Consider the following 14,991-nt stretch of genomic DNA (forward strand, 5'->3'; position numbering starts at 1 on the left):
CTTACGCGGTCGGACCGCCGAAGATGTCGATACGGTCGCCCTCGGCGAGGGTCACGATCGCGCGCTTGGTGGCGGCACGCTGGCCGAAGCCCGTGCGGGTCCGCTTGCGCTTGCCCTGGCGGTTGATCGTGTTGACCCCGGTGACCTTGACCGAGAAGACCGCCTGGACGGCCTCCTTGATCTGGGTCTTGTTGGAGCCCGGCGCGACGATGAACGTGTACTTGTTCTCGTCGAGAAGCGCGTAGCTCTTCTCGGACACGACCGGCTTCAGCAGCACGTCCCGGGGGTCCGAGAACGACTTGCTGGCCGGGGTGACGACGGTGTTCTTGCCCTCGGCGGCGTGGCGACGCGCCTTGGCGACGCGCGCGGCCTTGGCGGCCTTGGCGGCCTTCGAGGCGATGGAGGGGTGGCGGATGGCCATCAGACCTCGCTCCCTTCGGTGTCGGTGGCGGCCTTCGGGCCGGACACGAAGGACTCGAAAGCGGCCTGGGTGAAGACCACGTCGTCCGAGACGAGAACGTCGTACGTGTTCAGCTGGCCCGGCTCCAGGATGTGGACCTGGGGCAGGTTGCGGGCGGACAGCCACGCGGCCTCGTCGGCGCGGTCGACGACCAGGAGCAGGTTCTTGCGCTCGCTGATCTTGCCGAACAGGCTCTTCGCGGCCTTGGTGGAGGGGGTGTCGCCCTCGATCACGCCGGAGACGACGTGGATGCGGTCGTGACGCGCCCGGTCGGTGAGGGCGTGCCGCAGAGCGGCGGCCTTCATCTTCTTCGGGGTGCGCTGCGAGTAGTCGCGCGGCACGGGACCGTGCACGACGCCACCACCGGCGAACTGCGGCGCGCGGGTCGAACCCTGACGGGCGCGACCGGTGCCCTTCTGGCGGTACGGCTTCTTGCCACCGCCGCGGACCTCGCCGCGCGTCTTGGTCTTGTGGGTGCCCTGGCGGGCAGCGGCCAGCTGTGCGACGACGACCTGGTGGATCAGCGGGATGCTGACCTTCTCAACGCCGAAGATCTCCGCGGGGAGCTCGACGGTACCGGCCTTGTCGCCCGCCGGCGAAAGGATGTCAACAGTGCTCATCGGTTACCTCAGGCCCCCTTGGCCGCGGTGCGGACCAGGACGAGGCCGCCGTTCGGACCGGGAACCGCGCCCTTGATGAGCAGCAGACCCTTCTCCGCGTCAACGGCGTGGACGGTCAGGTTCTGGGTGGTGACCCGCTCGTTGCCCATGCGACCCGCCATGCGGAGGCCCTTGAACACACGGCCCGGGGTGGCGCAGCCACCGATGGAACCGGGCGAGCGGTGCTTGCGCTGGGTGCCGTGTCCGGCGCCGAGGCCACGGAAGTTGTGGCGCTTCATGACACCGGCGAAGCCCTTGCCCTTGCTCTTGCCGGTCACGTCGACCTTGACACCGGCCTCGAACACCTCGGCGGTGACTTCCTGGCCGAGGGTGTACTCGCTGGCGTCAGCGGTACGGATCTCGACGAGGTGACGGCGCGGGGTGACGTCGGCCTTGGCGAAGTGGCCCTTGAGGGGCTTGTTCACCTTGCGCGGGTCGATCTCGCCGAAGGCGAGCTGGACGGACTCGTAGCCGTCGACGTCGTTGGTACGGACCTGGGTCACGACATTGGGCCCGGCCTTGACGACGGTGACGGGAACAACGCGGTTGTTCTCGTCCCACACCTGCGTCATGCCGAGCTTCTCGCCCAGGATGCCCTTGATCTGCTTAGCCATCTCTCAGATCACCAGGCCTCAGAGCTTGATCTCGATGTCGACACCGGCCGGGAGGTCGAGTCGCATCAGAGAGTCAACGGTCTTGGGGGTCGGGTCGAGGATGTCGATCAGGCGCTTGTGCGTGCGCATCTCGAAGTGCTCGCGCGAGTCCTTGTACTTGTGCGGCGACTTGATGACGCAGTACACGTTCTTCTCAGTGGGCAGCGGCACCGGGCCTGCGACCGACGCACCAGTGCGCGTCACCGTCTCGACGATCTTCTTCGCCGAAGAGTCGATGACCTCGTGGTCGTAGGCCTTGAGCCGGATGCGGATCTTCTGTCCCGCCATGGCTACTTCGTAGTCCTGTCTCTCTTTACGCTCTGGAACCCGGTGGGGGTTTACTGCTGGTCCTTCTCCGACCCACGCGGTCGGGCGTGTCGCGCTCTCGCTGACATGAATGTCCCTTGTTCGAACATCCCTGCTGGGGAGCACGGCCCTTACGGAACCGCTGGACCGGGGGCGAAAGACCCACCGGGCGCCTGGCCGGCGCCGCGCCCACGCTTCCCGGAAGATTCCCGTACGTCCGCCCCATTGCTGCCTTACGGCAGTTGGGACGACGAGTACTGTGGGACTCGCTTCCGGTCCTCCCGGCGGGAGGCGCGCAGCATCAACACTCGACCGAGCAACTCGGACAGTCTGCCATATGGGGCAGGGGCCTGGCCAATCGAGCGGAAGAGATTACCCCGACCGTGACGTAGGTCAAACGCGGGGACCAGGATCGCCTCCCGGGGCTACGCGGGAACGGCCCCGGAAGGCGAACGCGAACCGTCAGACCGCCCGCCACAGGGCCGGGGCGGCCGGGGGCTCCCAGCCGGGCTGGGCGGTGTGGGCCTGGAGACAGGCGTAGGCGCGCCCGGCGTAGGTGACGCGGTCACCGACTCGGTAGGTGGCTCCCTGCGTCCAGGTACCCCCCGTGGGAGTCGGGGTCGGATCAGGCCCCGGGTCCTGGGGAACGTTCAGGACGAAGTCAAAGGCGCCCTCTCTGCCGCCACCCCCATCCCGCACGGTCATCAGCAGCCGCGGGTCGAAGATCGAGTCGGTGTTGTTGCGGGGCTCGTTCGGGAAGTACAGCTGCGTGGTCAGGACCGGACGGTTCGGCGCCTGCACCTTCACATGGAGGTGCCGGGTCCGCCCCGGGTACAGACCGGGCACGATCGTCGTGAGCACGAAGGCGCCGTCGGCCCCGGTGAACTGGTGGCCGCGCAGCCGGAAGCCGGTGTTGTCGTACGCCCCGTTCGCGTCGGCCTGCCAGAAGTCCAGCAGGGCCCCGGCGACGGGTCGGCAGGCGAGCCCGAAGACATAGCCGCTCACGGTGAGCCGCGTCCCGGGCATGCCCGCCTCCAGCAGGCTGCCGCGGCGCGGGGAGCCGGGCTTGAAGTACGGCCCCTCCATCTGCGGCGGCGTCGGGTCGTCCCCGTCGTCGCAGGCGGGGGTGAGCGGGGGCGCCGCGTCGCCGGGGGCGAGGGTGCGGGCCAGGGCGGGGGCGCCCATCAGGGCAGCCGGGACGGCGGCGGTGGCGGCGAGTGCGGCACGTAAGACCGTCTTGCGGCGGATGAGGGGACTGTTCGTGTCATCCATGGGTTGGTGCGCTCCTCGTGTGGGGGGGTACCGGAACGCCACCGAAGCTAGATCCGCGCCTCAGCCCCGTTCGAGGGACTGGTCAACGGAACCGTGGTGTTTTCGAGCGTGGTGTTGTCGGAAGGCCCCGGGGCTCAGCCCGGTCTCCCTGCGGAAGAAGCGGCTGAAGTAGGCGGGGTCGGTGAACCCGGTACGGACGGCGACCTGCCGCACGGACAGCTCGGTGTGGGCCAGCAGCCGCTGGGCCCGCCGCGTGCGGGCCTCTATCAGCAGGCGGCCGGGGCTGCGGCCGGTGGCGGCGCGCACGGTCTGGGTGAGGTAGCCGGGGCTGACGCCGAGCCGCTCGGCGCACTCACGCACGGTCCAGGTGACGGCCTCCCGACTGGCGATCAGCCGTCCGAAACTTTCGGCGACGGCGGCGGTCCGCCCCTCGGCCATGACACCGGGCACGGGGTCCCCCGCGAGCCGGGAAGCCCGTACGACGAGCACGTGCAACAGCGACCGCAGGACGCTCTCGTAGCCGGGGGCGCGCTGCCGGAACTCCCCCACCAGCTCGGCCATCAACCGCCCGATCCACTCTCCCTCCCCGCCCTCGGGCCGCAACCAGGAGCGAGCGGCGAGCTGCCGCAACAGCTCACGATCACCGGGATGGTCGACGAGGAATTCCTCGGTGAACAGCACGAGGGTGCCGTCGAGACGACGGCTGTGCTCCCAGTGGTGCACCTGCCCGGGGCGCAGCACGGCGAGGTGCGGCGGGGCGAGCGGCCAGCGGGCGAGGTCGACGACGTGGGTGCCGGAGCCGCCGGTCACGTGCACGATCTCGTAGAAGGTGTGCCGGTGCGGCCGGGCGGACCGCGACAGCGGCCCTACGGCGTCGAAGCTGCCCGCGGCGAAGGGGGGTGCCCCCGCACCGGCCACCTCAAGCCGGTGCAGGGGCATTTCGTCGGGACGCGGGACGAGACAGGGCGTGCCGGGTGGAACGGTGGTGCCGCGCATGGCTTGGACCCCTTGCCGCAGGTACAGACCAATCGAGCGGCACCAGGGTCTCATGCCCTCTTCAGCGTGGACAGCAGGGCGTGGAAGGCGGGCTTGCGGCCGAAGTCCTCGGTCATGACGGTCGCGGAGCCCTCGCCCTCGAAGAACACCGGGACCCAGGAGTACTTGTCGGTGAAGCCCCAGATGGTGAAGGAGTTGCAGCCGTCGACGGCCAGGCAGGCGGACAGCGCCCGCTGGTAGTAGTCGGCCTGCTGCGTCAGCTGTGCCCGGGTGGGCACCCCGCTCTCCGGCAGGTCCATCCGCACGTCCAGCTCGGTGACGGCGGTCTCCAGACCCAGCGCGCCGAACCGCCGCAGGTTCTGCTCCAGGTCGCCCGGGAAGCCGTAGCGGGTGCTCAGGTGGGCCTGCGCGGAGAAGCCGTGCACGGGAACGCCCTGCGCCAGCAGGTCCTTCACGAGCGCGAGATAGGCGTCGCTCTTGGCGTTGACGCTCTCCACCCCGTAGTCGTTGAAGAACAGCTGCGCCTCGGGGTCGGCCTCGTGCGCCCAGCGGAAGGCGTCGGTGACGATGTCCGGGCCCAGCTCCCGGATCCAGATGTTCTCCTGGGTGCGCAGCTTGCCCTCACCGTCGAAGATCTCGTTGGCGACGTCCCACTGCTGGATGCGGCCCGCGTACCGCCCGACGACGGTGGTGATGTGGTCCCGCAGGATGGCGCGCAGCTCGTCCTTCGAGAAGTCGCCCTGCTCCAGCCACGCCGGGTTCTGGCTGTGCCACAGCAGCGTGTGCCCGCGCACCACCTGACGGTGCCGCTCGGCGAAGTCCACGATGGCGTCGGCCGCGGCGAAGTCGTAGCGGTCCCGCTCGGGGTGGATGGCCTCCCACTTCATCTGGTTCTCGGGCGAGACCGAGTTGAACTGCTGCCCGAGGATCTTCCGGTACTTCTTGTCGTGGGTGAACGGGTCCGGATAGTCCTGCTCCAGGTGGTGCCCGCCGCCCGCCACGGCGGTGCCCACGAAGAACCCGTCGGGCGCCGCGACGCGCAGCCGGTCGTGCTTGGCGTTCGAGTGCCGCTCGACGGAGGGCTCGGCGGTGGCCACGCCGCTCAGCAGCGGGAGGGTGAGGGCGGCGGTGGCGAGGGCGACGGTGGTGAAACGCAGGGAACGTATGGGGCGTGCGGGTCTCATACGGGAAGCCTCATTCCGTTTCTTCGAATGTTTCGAAGTAAAATCCGAAACTTTTGAAGACGGAAGCTAGGGCCCGAGGGAGTGGTGGGTCAATACCCGTGCACACACATCCGTGCGGGAGGCGTGAAGGTGCCGGGACCCGGGGCGGGTCGTGTGCCGGAAGATCGCCATAATCGCCGCATGCCTTCGCACGGGGACGGGCCAAGCAGCCCGGAGGAGAACGGAGCCCCCAGGTCACGGCTCCAGGACTATGTGATTCAGGACCATGGGAGCGAGGACCATGCGCTCCAGGACCATGGGAGCGAGGACCATGTGCTCCGGGACCATGTGCTCCAGGAGCATGTGATCGAGGACCACGTGGAGATGACGGCGCGGGACCAGGAGCCGCCCCCCGAGGCGGTGGCGCGTCGGGAGCGGGTCACGGAGCTGCTGGCGGAGTTCCGCCGGACGCCGGTCCTGGTGCCCTTGGGCGACGGTCCCGGCCCGGACGACGAGCGCGGTTTCCTCACCGCCGACCGGAACGGCGTCCGCTTCATCCTGGCCTTCTCGGACGGCCCGGCGCTGGCCCGCTACGCCCAGGCGCGCGGCGAGTACCACCGGGAGTGGGTCTACCAGAGCGTCCTCGGCGCCCGTCTGCTGGACGTGGCCGTGCCCGCGGCGGGCGTGCCCTGCGGGGTGGCCCTGGACTGCGCGGACGGCCCGGACGGCGTGCTGTTCCCGCCGGTGCGCGGGATCGTGCCGGACGAGGCGGCGGTGGACGGCGAGTGGGGGGCCGAGCTGTGAACGGGGGTGCTCCGGACCTCAAGACCGCCGGGATGGCACTGGTCGCCAAGGGGCTGACCGACGCGCTGGGCGAGCTGAAGGAACTGGGCATGGTCGGCATGGCCGGTGCCGGGCGCGGCTTCGGCGACATCGCCCTGAACGGGCTGGACCTCGGGCACGAGGGGCTGACCGAGGCGTTCGGGACGTTCTGCGAGCGCTGGGAGTGGGGGGTGCGCGCGCTGATCCACGAGGGCAACGCGTTCGCCGTCAAGACCGGACTGGCAGCCGGGACGCTCCACGAGACCGAGCAGTACGTCGAGGGCAGCTTCAAGGTCGTCACCAACTCCCTCATCGGCAATCCCTACGCCTCCGAGGACGAGGTCACCGCCATGGGCTGGGGCGATGTCGCCACCTCCGGCGTCTTCGGCGGCGGCGTCGACTACAGCAAGGAGTCGTTCGAACAGGCCTGGGAGACCAGCAAGCAGGGCTGGAAGGACGCGGGGCGCGACGTCATGACCTCGCAGACCGTGGGCCTCCCGGGCGTCAACCCGGACAGCATGCGCCAGGCGATGGGCGTCTCGGACGCCGAGTACGACCGACTGCTCGACGAGCAGTTCGGACCGTCGCCGGAGGCGCGCGCGCAGGCCGCCCAGACCGCACAGACCGCCCAGCAGCAGACCGGGGGCGAGGGCTAGTGGGCATCGTCGACGACATCAAGGGCGGCATCAACTCCGGCCTGGAGTTCGGCGAGAACCTCGTCGACGAGGGCAAGAAGAAGCTCGGCGAGGGCGTCGACTGGGCCACCGACAAGGCGGGCGACGGCCTCGACTACGTGGGCCTGCACGACGCGGCCGACGCGGTGGAGGACTGGGGCGACGAGGTCGCCGCGGACCTCGGCGCGATGCCCGGCGAGCAGCAGCTCGGCCAGACCGAGGAGGCCAACGAGCTGATCCACGGGAACCCGGACCGCATCCGCGAGAGCGCCGGGCACCTGCGGGACTTCCAGTCGGCCTTCGACAAGGTCGGCACCGGGATGAAGAAGGTCGACTCCGCCGACTGGAAGGGCGCCGCGGGCGACACCTTCCGCGAGAAGTTCGGCGTGCACCCCGCGAAGTGGCTGCACGCGGCGGACGCCTGCGAGACGGCCGCGGCGGCGCTGGAGGGCTACGCCGGGACGGTCAAGTGGGCCCAGGGGCAGGCCCGGGAGGCCATCGAGCTGTACCGGCAGGGCAAGAAGGCCTCGGTGGAGGCGGTCGACGCCTACAACCGGAAGGTCGACACCTACAACGCCAGGCTGAAGGCCGACCAGGACCCCGGTCCGCTGCCCGGCCCGTTCCACGACCCCGGCGTGGCCGACATGCGGGCGGCGCGCGACCGGCTCGCCCAGGCCAGGAAGCAGCGCAACACCGCCGCCGCCGAGGCGGCGGGCAGGGTCAGGGCGGCGCTCGCGCACGCCCCCGCCGAACCGCCGCCGCTGGACCGGCTCGGCAGCAACCTGATGGACGGCTACCAGGCCGTCAACACCGAACTCACCCATGTCGTCGGCGGCGCCCTCAAGGGCACGGCGGGCCTGGTCAACTTCGTCCGGGGCCTGAACCCGCTGGACCCGTACAACCTCACGCACCCCGCCCAGTACCTCCAGAACGTCAGCCTCACGCTCTCCGGCCTCGTCTCCACCGCCGCCCACCCCGAGCGCGTCGTCCAGTCCGTCGTCGACGGCTTCAAGAAGGACCCTTCGGAGTTCGTCGGCCGCCTCATCCCGGAACTGATCGGCACCAAGGGCGCGGGCCTTGGCCGTACGGCGCTGCGGACCGGTCTGAAGGAGGGCGTGCCGAGCGCGGCGACGACCGGCGCCAAGCACGCCGACGGTCTCGCCGGGCCCAAGGACTGGAGCGGGCTGGCCAAGCCCACGAATGACGTCTCGGAAAAGGCAATTCACTATGAATCGGTCGACCCGAAGACCGCGCAGGAATTCCTGGACAGCGAATACCCATGGCTGCGGGACGTCAACAACACCGGAATGCCCGGCTATACGGACAACTGCAGCCACAATGTCGTCACCGTCGACCGCCAACTGGACGGAATAGAGGTGAGCGCGGCACCCAAGCAGGCCGCCGACCACATTCCACCAGAGCAGCTCGGGGTGACGAATCGAGTCAAGGGCCAGTACGACATGGTCAACAGCTACGATGACATCATCAAGGATCTTCAGTCCCGGGGCGAGGGCTCGCGCAGCGTCGTCTACATCAGCCGCCCCGACGGCAGCGCCCATGTCTTCAACGCCGTGAGCACACCACACGGGGTCGTGTTCCTCGACGGCCAGACAGGGACGCTCGGCGTCCTGGAGAGAAACGTGTCGTCCATCGGGCACATCCCTTATCGCGACGGAGTCAAATAAATGGTGACCAAAGACCAGGCAGTTTCCTCGGCCGAGCGTTTTCTGAAAACGGCCGCCTACCCGGACCGGGCCGATTCCGTCGTCATGCTCCCGGACACGGCGATCGAACTCGGCTACGGCTGGACCGTCCGCTTCGACTTCCAGGAGCACATCGACACGGGCGACATGGCCACAGCCCCCTTCACCTCGGTCGTAGTCGTCCCGCACGACGGAACACCGGCCCATTTCCCGCCGACCGCCTACCCCGTGGACCGCTACATGGACATGCGCGCCACCGGCAACTGGCCCCCGAGGAGCCAAACCCCGTGATGAACCCCGTCGCCCGAGCGACAGCCTGGCTGAACGACACCTACCGGGGCCTGGCCGAACTCTCCGCCCCCCACCCGGTGTACGAAACCCCCACCGCCTGGATGTTCGCCTGCCGGACCCTGAGCCAGCCGGGCTACCCGGCGACGCCGATGCTGGCGGCCTCGGTCGTCGTGCCGAAGGACGGCTCCGCCCCCTTCCACCCGGCGCCCAGCGACCCGCTCGCCGACCTGGCCCCCGCAGACCCGGAGCGCACGGCCGCCCGGTCGGCCGGGCAGGCGCGGCGGATCAACGCGCGGGGCTGCCTGGTGGCCGTGCACTCCGCGCTGGACCGGGCCCCGTCGTCGCCGCTGCCGTGGCAGCCGTCCGACGAGGCCCCCGGCTGGTGGGCGAGGCTGACGCGGCGCTATTTCCCGGGGTTCCGGCCCGTCCCGGTGGGTGACTGGGACGCCGTGGTGCGGGCCATGGCCGAGCCGGGCCCGGACACCCGGGGCGTGGTCTGGGTCCGCCGCGAGCTGGGCGGCGCCGAGGCCACCGGCAACCTGCTCTACGCCCACAACAACAAGGGGAACGTGGTCCTGCTGGACGGCTTGACGTCGTCCCTCGCCCGGCTCGACCCGGCGCTCGTGCGCGAGCTGGTCCTCTTCCGGTCCCTGCCGGAGGCACACGCGCCCGCACGGCAGCCGTGGGAGCGGCAGGCGCCCGACTTCGCCGCGGCGGTCGAGAAGGCCCGGCTCTGGCTGGCCGACGCCTACCACGGACAGGTCGAACTGGCGGCGCCGACCGCCCGGGACGAGACGGCCCGGGGCTGGGTCTTCTCCTGCAACTCCACCCGCTTCCTGCGCGACGGCCACTGGCAGGACGCCCTGCTCGACGCGACCGTGGTCGTCCCCAAGGACGAGACCGCCCCGTTCGGTCTGCCCAACGCCGATCCCTGGGGCTGGCTGGCCCGTTGGGACGCGGGCGGGACCCCGGGCTCCGCCGACCTGCCCCTGCCGCCCGCGCCCGGCCGCGCCGCCTGGTTCGCCCCGACCCTGGCGGAACTGGGCCCCGTACTGTCCACCTCCGAGCACGACGACTGGCAGCAGACGCTCCGAGCGCTCTCGGACCTCCCGGCCGGAGCGCGGGCCCTGGTGTGGGTGCGCCGCACCGACGGCCGGTCGCGGGAGGCCGTGGGCTGGCTGGTGAACGCCGCGGCGACACCGCGGGGCGTGGCCCTGTACGACGGTGCGTCCGGCAACCCGGCGTCGCTCGACGCGACGGGCGTCCACCGGCTGCATGTGATCCGCTACCGCTGAAGCGACCCGGGTTCCAGCGCGCGCCGTAGCGCGGGCGAGCGGCACACACCCCCACCCCACGTTCACGCGCCGTAGCAAAGCGGTTACTCCGCGTACTAGCGTCATGTGAATGGGACAGTACGATTTCGGGATTCTCGGGCCGCTGACGGTCACCCGCGACGGGGCGCGGGTGAGCCTCGGCGCGGCCCAGCTGCGCACGCTGCTGGTGGCCCTGCTCATCGACCTCGGCCATGTCGTCCCGATGGCCGACCTGGTGGACCGGTTGTGGGGGCAGGACCCCCCGCGCGGGGCCCGCAACGCCGTGCAGAACTACGTGCTACGGCTGCGCAGGGCCCTCGGCCCGGAGGCGGTGCGCACCGAGCACGGCGGCTATGTGCTGCGCGTGGGCACCGCGGACGCCCTGGACGCCCACCGGTTCACCGCGCTCGTCCGGGAGGGCGGTGCCGCGCTCGCCGAGGACCGGCCGCAGCGGGCGGCGGGGCTGCTCGGCGAGGCGCTCGCGCTGTGGCGGGGCGAGCCGCTGGCGGACCTGCCGCAGGAGCGGTTCGCCGATGTGATCCCGGCCCTGTGCGAGCAGCGGCTCGCCGCGCGGGAGGCCTGGATCGACGCCATGATCCGGTGCGGGCGCCCCGCCGACGTCCTGCCGGAGCTGCGTGCGCTGACCCGGACCCATCCGCTGCGGGAACGCTTCTGGGCGCAGCGCATGCTCGCCCTCTACCAGTGCGGCCGACAGGGCGAGGCGCTGCGCTGCTTCCACGAGGTCAGCGCGGTCCTCGCCGAGGAGCTGGGCATCGACCCCGGCAGCGAGCTGAAGACCCTGCACCAGCGGATGCTGACAGCGGCCCCCGACCTCACGCGCCCTCCGGCGATGGGCGCGGGAGGAGTCGGCAACCTGCCCGCCGAGACCACGTCCTTCATCGGGCGCGAGCGCGAACTGGCGCAGGTCCGGCGGCTGTTGGGCCGCTCCCGGCTGGTCACGCTGACCGGCGTGGGCGGGGTCGGCAAGACCCGCCTGGCGCTGCGCGTCGCCCGGCGCCCGGGGTCCGGCTGCCCCGACGGGGTGTGGCTGGTGGACCTCGCGGCCGTCACCGACCCGGCACTGGTGGCGCGGGCGGTCGCCGAGTCGCTGGGGCTGCGCGACCAGTCCACGCGCTCCGCCGCCGACGCGGTGGCCGAGCATCTCGGCGCGCGGCGACTGCTCCTCGTACTGGACAACTGCGAGCATCTGACGGCGGCCGTGGCGGCGCTGGTGCTGCGGCTGCTGCGGGCCGCCCCGGAGCTGCGGGTGCTGGCCACCAGCCGGGAGCGGCTCGGCGTGCCGGGCGAACACCTGATGCCGGTGCCCTGTCTGACGCTCCGGGACGGTCCCGACGGCACCCCGAGCGAGGCGCTCAGGCTGCTGGCCGACCGGGCGGCGGCCTCCTCGGCCAGCCTGCACACCGGCGCCGGAGACCACGCCGAGGCGGCCGAACTGTGCAGACGCCTGGACGGCATCCCGCTGGCCATCGAACTCGCGGCGGTCCGGCTGAGCGCGCTGACCGTGGCGGAGGTGCTGGAACGCCTGGAGGACCGTTTCCGCCTGCTGGCCGCCCCCAGCCACCAGGCCCCCGGGCCCGGGCCCGCCGCCAGCCGCTACCGGCACACCCTGCGCGGCGTCATGGACTGGAGCCACAGCCTGTGCACCCCCGGGGAGCGCCTGCTGTGGACCCGGTTGTCGGTCTTCGTCGGCGGCTTCGACCTCCCGGCCGCCGAGGCGGTGTGCGCGGGCGAGGGCATCGCGCGGGACGACGTACTGGACCTGCTCGACGGCCTGGTCCACAAGTCCGTCGTCACCACCGAATCCGTCGCCACGGTGGGCCGCCCCGGCACGGTCACCCGCTACCGGCTGCTGGAGACCATCCGCCAGTACGGCGCCGACCGGCTGCGCGCGCGGGGCGACGCCACCGCCCTGCTGCTCCGGCACAGCGACTACTACCAGGCACTCGCCGCCCGGGCCGCCGACGAGTGGTTCGGCCCCGGCGAGACCGGCTGGCTGCTGCGGCTGCGCCGGGAGCTGCCCAATCTGCGCTCCGCGCTCGACTTCTGCCGCGTCCAGCCGGGCCGGGCTCCGGCCGGGGCGGCCATCACCGTCGATCTGACGCGGGCCCGCTCCTGGTTCGTCAGCAGCACACTCGGGGAGGCCCGCGGCTGGATCGAACGCCTGTCCGCACTGCTCGACCCGACGGATCCGGCCCTCGGTGAGCTGAGGGTGTCGGTGGCGGCGCTCAAGGCGTTCATCGCGATCCTCCAGGGCGATCACGCGGCGGCCCGCGCCCTCCTCGCCGAGTGCCACGCGACCCTCGGCGAGGCGAAGGCCCCGCCGGTCGCCTACGTCGAGGGGGTGTACGCGCTGCTGGTACCTGCCGATCCCGCGTGCATCGCACAACTGGCGGGGGCACGCGAGGAGTTGCTCACCCACGGCCTCACCGGCGACGCCCACATGGCCACCATGTTCTGGGCGATGGCCGCCGCCTTTCTCGGCGACCGCGAGCAGGCCCGCGCCGCGTGCGAGACGTACGTCGCCGAGGCCGAGGCGGCCGGTGCCGACTGGGCGCACACCTGGGCCCAGTGGTGCGTCGCGCTGACCGAGCTGCTGCACGGCGAGCCGTCCAAGGGCCTCATACCGCTGTGCGACGCGCTCGTACGGCAGCGCGCCATCGACGACAACTGGGGCCCCGCCTGGATGCTGGAGACCCTGGCCTGGACGCTGGCCGCCCTCGGGCAGTACGAGGGTTCGGCCGTCGTCCTGGGGGCGGCGCACCGTCATCGCCAGGTGACCGGGGCGAACATCACCGGCCTGCGCCCCTTCGCCGTACTCCACACCCGCACCCGGGCGTGCGTACGGGAACACCTGACGGAGGAGGCGTACGCCGAGGCGTGGCAGCGGGGCGCGACGGCCGAGGACGGTGTGGCGATGGCCCTCGGCATCGCGCGCGGGACCCACCGGCGGACGGCGGCGAGCCCGGCCCGGCTGGCGCGGACGGGAGTGACCGAGGCGTGACCGGGGTGAGAGGGCGGGTCGCGACAGTGGTTCAGGAGAGGCCGGAGGCGAAGGCGCCGACGGCACGACGCGAGTCCTGGAGCCCCCTCATGCCGCCCACCGCCCCCGACTTCGGTCCCCACATCGACCCGTACGCGCCGTACGAGGGCCAGCAGGGCTGCGACCCCACGGCCAAGCCGGGACTGCTCGCCTTCCGCGAACTGGTGCTGGCCGCCTACCCGGTCACCCGGAGCCTGGGCATCGGCAGGTCGTGCGACGCGCCGGGGGTCAGTGAGCACAAGGAGGGCCGCGCCTGGGACTGGGGCGTGGACGTGCACACCCAGGAACACCTGGCCGCCGACCTCCTGAACTGGCTCCTGGCCACCGACCGGCACGGCAACCCGCACGCCCTGGCCCGCCGCTTCGGGATCATGTACATGATTTGGAACCGGCGGATCTGGGAGTCGTACCGGGCGCACGAGGGCTGGACCCCGTACACCGGCCGCAGCCCGCACACCGACCACGTCCACTTCAGCTTCGGCTGGGCGGGCGCCCGCAAGGAGACCACCTGGTGGACCGAGCCGGGCCGGGCCGCGCCCCGGGTGAGTGTCGGGGTGCCGTCGGTGGTGGACCACGGCGCGGGCATGGTGGTGTCCGGCGTCGAGGGCTCGGGCGAGGTGGCGCACCGCTGGCAGCACCGGGCGGGCGGGGCCTGGTCGGACTGGACGCCCCTGGGACGCCCGTCGCCCGGGGCGGTGGGGCGACCCTGGGCGCTGGTCGGCCGCTACGGCAAGCTCGCGGTGTTCGTGCGGGGTGCCGACGGGGCGTTGTGGCACACCTGGCAGTCGGAGGCGGGCGAGTGGGCGCCGGACTGGGTGTCCCTGGGCGGGCGGCTGGCGAGTGACCCGGCGGTGCTGCTCAGCCCGAACGGCGCGCTGTCGGTCTTCGCCCGCGACCCGGACGGCCGGGTGACCCACACCTGGCAGCACGGCCCGGAACAGGGCCACGCCTGGAACGCGTCGTGGGCCGACATGGGCGGCTCGGTCCGGGGCCGCCCCACGGCACTGGTCGGCCGCGACGGCGGCATGGTCCTCTTCGCCCGGGGCACCGACGACGCCCTGCACCACCGCTGGCAGACCGGCACCGGCGGCCCCTGGTCCGACTGGAGCCCGCTGGGCGGACGGCTGACGAGCGACCCGGTGGTACTGCTCAGCCCGAACGGCGCGCTGTCGGTCTTCGCCCGCGACCCGGACGGCCGGGTGACCCACACCTGGCAGCACGGCCCGGAGCAAGGCCACGCCTGGAACGACTCCTGGGCCGACATGGGCGGCGCCATCCAGGGCCGCCCCACGGCCCTCGTCGGCCGGGACGGCGGCATGGTCCTCTTCGCCCGGGGCGCCGACAAGGCCCTGCACCACCGCTGGCAGACCGGCACCGGCGGCCCCTGGTCCGACTGGGCCCCCTTGCACGGACGGCTCACGGACGACCCGGCCGTGGTCCTCAACCCCAGCGGCGACCTCTCGGTGTTCGGCCGCGACCCGGAGGGCCGGGTGACGCACACCTGGCAGCGCGGCCCCGAGCACGGTCACGCCTGGAACGACACATGGGTGGACATGGGCGGCAACCTCGCCCAGGACGTCAGCCATCCCTGAGCCGCTGAGGCCGAGATCGTGGGTGG

Annotated in this window: 14 protein-coding genes; 7 read left to right on the plus strand and 7 right to left on the minus strand. The window is 71.8% G+C overall.

Features of this window, described 5'->3' with window-relative positions; translation table 11 throughout:
- Position 1: 1 nt before the first annotated feature.
- The 7 genes from rplW to ACFVQG_RS35075 form a co-directional block, all read right to left on the minus strand.
- Positions 2–421, minus strand: a complete 420-nt coding sequence (gene rplW / locus ACFVQG_RS35045) for a 50S ribosomal protein L23 (protein ID WP_383391603.1) — start codon at positions 419–421, stop codon at positions 2–4.
- Positions 421–1,080 carry a 50S ribosomal protein L4 gene (gene rplD / locus ACFVQG_RS35050; protein WP_383391604.1) on the minus strand — a complete coding sequence of 220 codons (660 nt, stop codon included), beginning with the start codon at positions 1,078–1,080 and terminating at the stop codon, positions 421–423. The genes rplW and rplD overlap by 1 nt, the downstream gene beginning before the upstream one ends.
- 8 nt (positions 1,081–1,088) lie before the next feature.
- Complete coding sequence (gene rplC / locus ACFVQG_RS35055; RefSeq protein WP_003998832.1) at positions 1,089–1,733, minus strand: 50S ribosomal protein L3; 645 nt, start codon at positions 1,731–1,733, stop codon at positions 1,089–1,091.
- 18 nt (positions 1,734–1,751) lie between these two features.
- Positions 1,752–2,060 carry a 30S ribosomal protein S10 gene (rpsJ, locus tag ACFVQG_RS35060; protein WP_003948644.1) on the minus strand — a complete coding sequence of 103 codons (309 nt, stop codon included), beginning with the start codon at positions 2,058–2,060 and terminating at the stop codon, positions 1,752–1,754.
- A 480-nt stretch (positions 2,061–2,540) separates the two neighbouring features.
- On the minus strand, positions 2,541–3,350 hold the full coding sequence (locus tag ACFVQG_RS35065) for a carbohydrate-binding protein (RefSeq protein ID WP_383391608.1): 810 nt from the start codon (positions 3,348–3,350) through the stop codon (positions 2,541–2,543).
- Positions 3,351–3,410: 60 nt separating this feature from the next.
- A complete protein-coding gene (locus ACFVQG_RS35070) occupies positions 3,411–4,346 on the minus strand; it encodes a helix-turn-helix domain-containing protein (protein ID WP_383391611.1) in 936 nt (311 codons plus the stop codon).
- A gap of 50 nt (positions 4,347–4,396) precedes the next feature.
- The gene (locus ACFVQG_RS35075; protein ID WP_383391614.1) at positions 4,397–5,530 is read right to left on the minus strand and encodes an endo-1,4-beta-xylanase; all 1,134 of its coding nucleotides are present in this window, start codon (positions 5,528–5,530) and stop codon (positions 4,397–4,399) included.
- 363 nt (positions 5,531–5,893) lie between these two features.
- Between ACFVQG_RS35075 and ACFVQG_RS35080 the strand changes: the two genes are divergently transcribed.
- The 7 genes from ACFVQG_RS35080 to ACFVQG_RS35110 all read left to right on the plus strand — a co-directional run bounded on the left by ACFVQG_RS35080 (position 5,894) and on the right by ACFVQG_RS35110 (position 14,965).
- Complete coding sequence (locus ACFVQG_RS35080; protein WP_383391779.1) at positions 5,894–6,313, plus strand: hypothetical protein; 420 nt, start codon at positions 5,894–5,896, stop codon at positions 6,311–6,313.
- Positions 6,310–6,987: a hypothetical protein gene (locus ACFVQG_RS35085; protein ID WP_383391617.1), complete on the plus strand. Its 678-nt coding sequence runs from the start codon at positions 6,310–6,312 to the stop codon at positions 6,985–6,987. The genes ACFVQG_RS35080 and ACFVQG_RS35085 overlap by 4 nt, the downstream gene beginning before the upstream one ends.
- Entirely contained in the window at positions 6,987–8,690 is a 1,704-nt protein-coding gene (locus tag ACFVQG_RS35090; protein ID WP_383391618.1) for a putative T7SS-secreted protein, read from the plus strand. The genes ACFVQG_RS35085 and ACFVQG_RS35090 overlap by 1 nt, the downstream gene beginning before the upstream one ends.
- On the plus strand, positions 8,691–8,999 hold the full coding sequence (locus ACFVQG_RS35095; RefSeq protein WP_383391620.1) for a YrhB domain-containing protein: 309 nt from the start codon (positions 8,691–8,693) through the stop codon (positions 8,997–8,999).
- The gene (locus tag ACFVQG_RS35100) at positions 8,999–10,294 is read left to right on the plus strand and encodes a YrhB domain-containing protein (protein WP_383391782.1); all 1,296 of its coding nucleotides are present in this window, start codon (positions 8,999–9,001) and stop codon (positions 10,292–10,294) included. Before ACFVQG_RS35095 ends, ACFVQG_RS35100 begins: the two co-directional genes overlap by 1 nt.
- 109 nt (positions 10,295–10,403) lie before the next feature.
- Positions 10,404–13,334 (plus strand): BTAD domain-containing putative transcriptional regulator, encoded by a 2,931-nt coding sequence (locus tag ACFVQG_RS35105; protein ID WP_383391622.1) that lies wholly within the window; start codon positions 10,404–10,406, stop codon positions 13,332–13,334.
- An 89-nt stretch (positions 13,335–13,423) separates the two neighbouring features.
- The gene (locus ACFVQG_RS35110) at positions 13,424–14,965 is read left to right on the plus strand and encodes a hypothetical protein (RefSeq protein ID WP_383391624.1); all 1,542 of its coding nucleotides are present in this window, start codon (positions 13,424–13,426) and stop codon (positions 14,963–14,965) included.
- Positions 14,966–14,991: the final 26 nt, after the last annotated feature.

This window comes from Streptomyces sp. NPDC057877 (genome assembly GCF_042796855.1).
Lineage (GTDB): Bacteria > Actinomycetota > Actinomycetes > Streptomycetales > Streptomycetaceae > Streptomyces.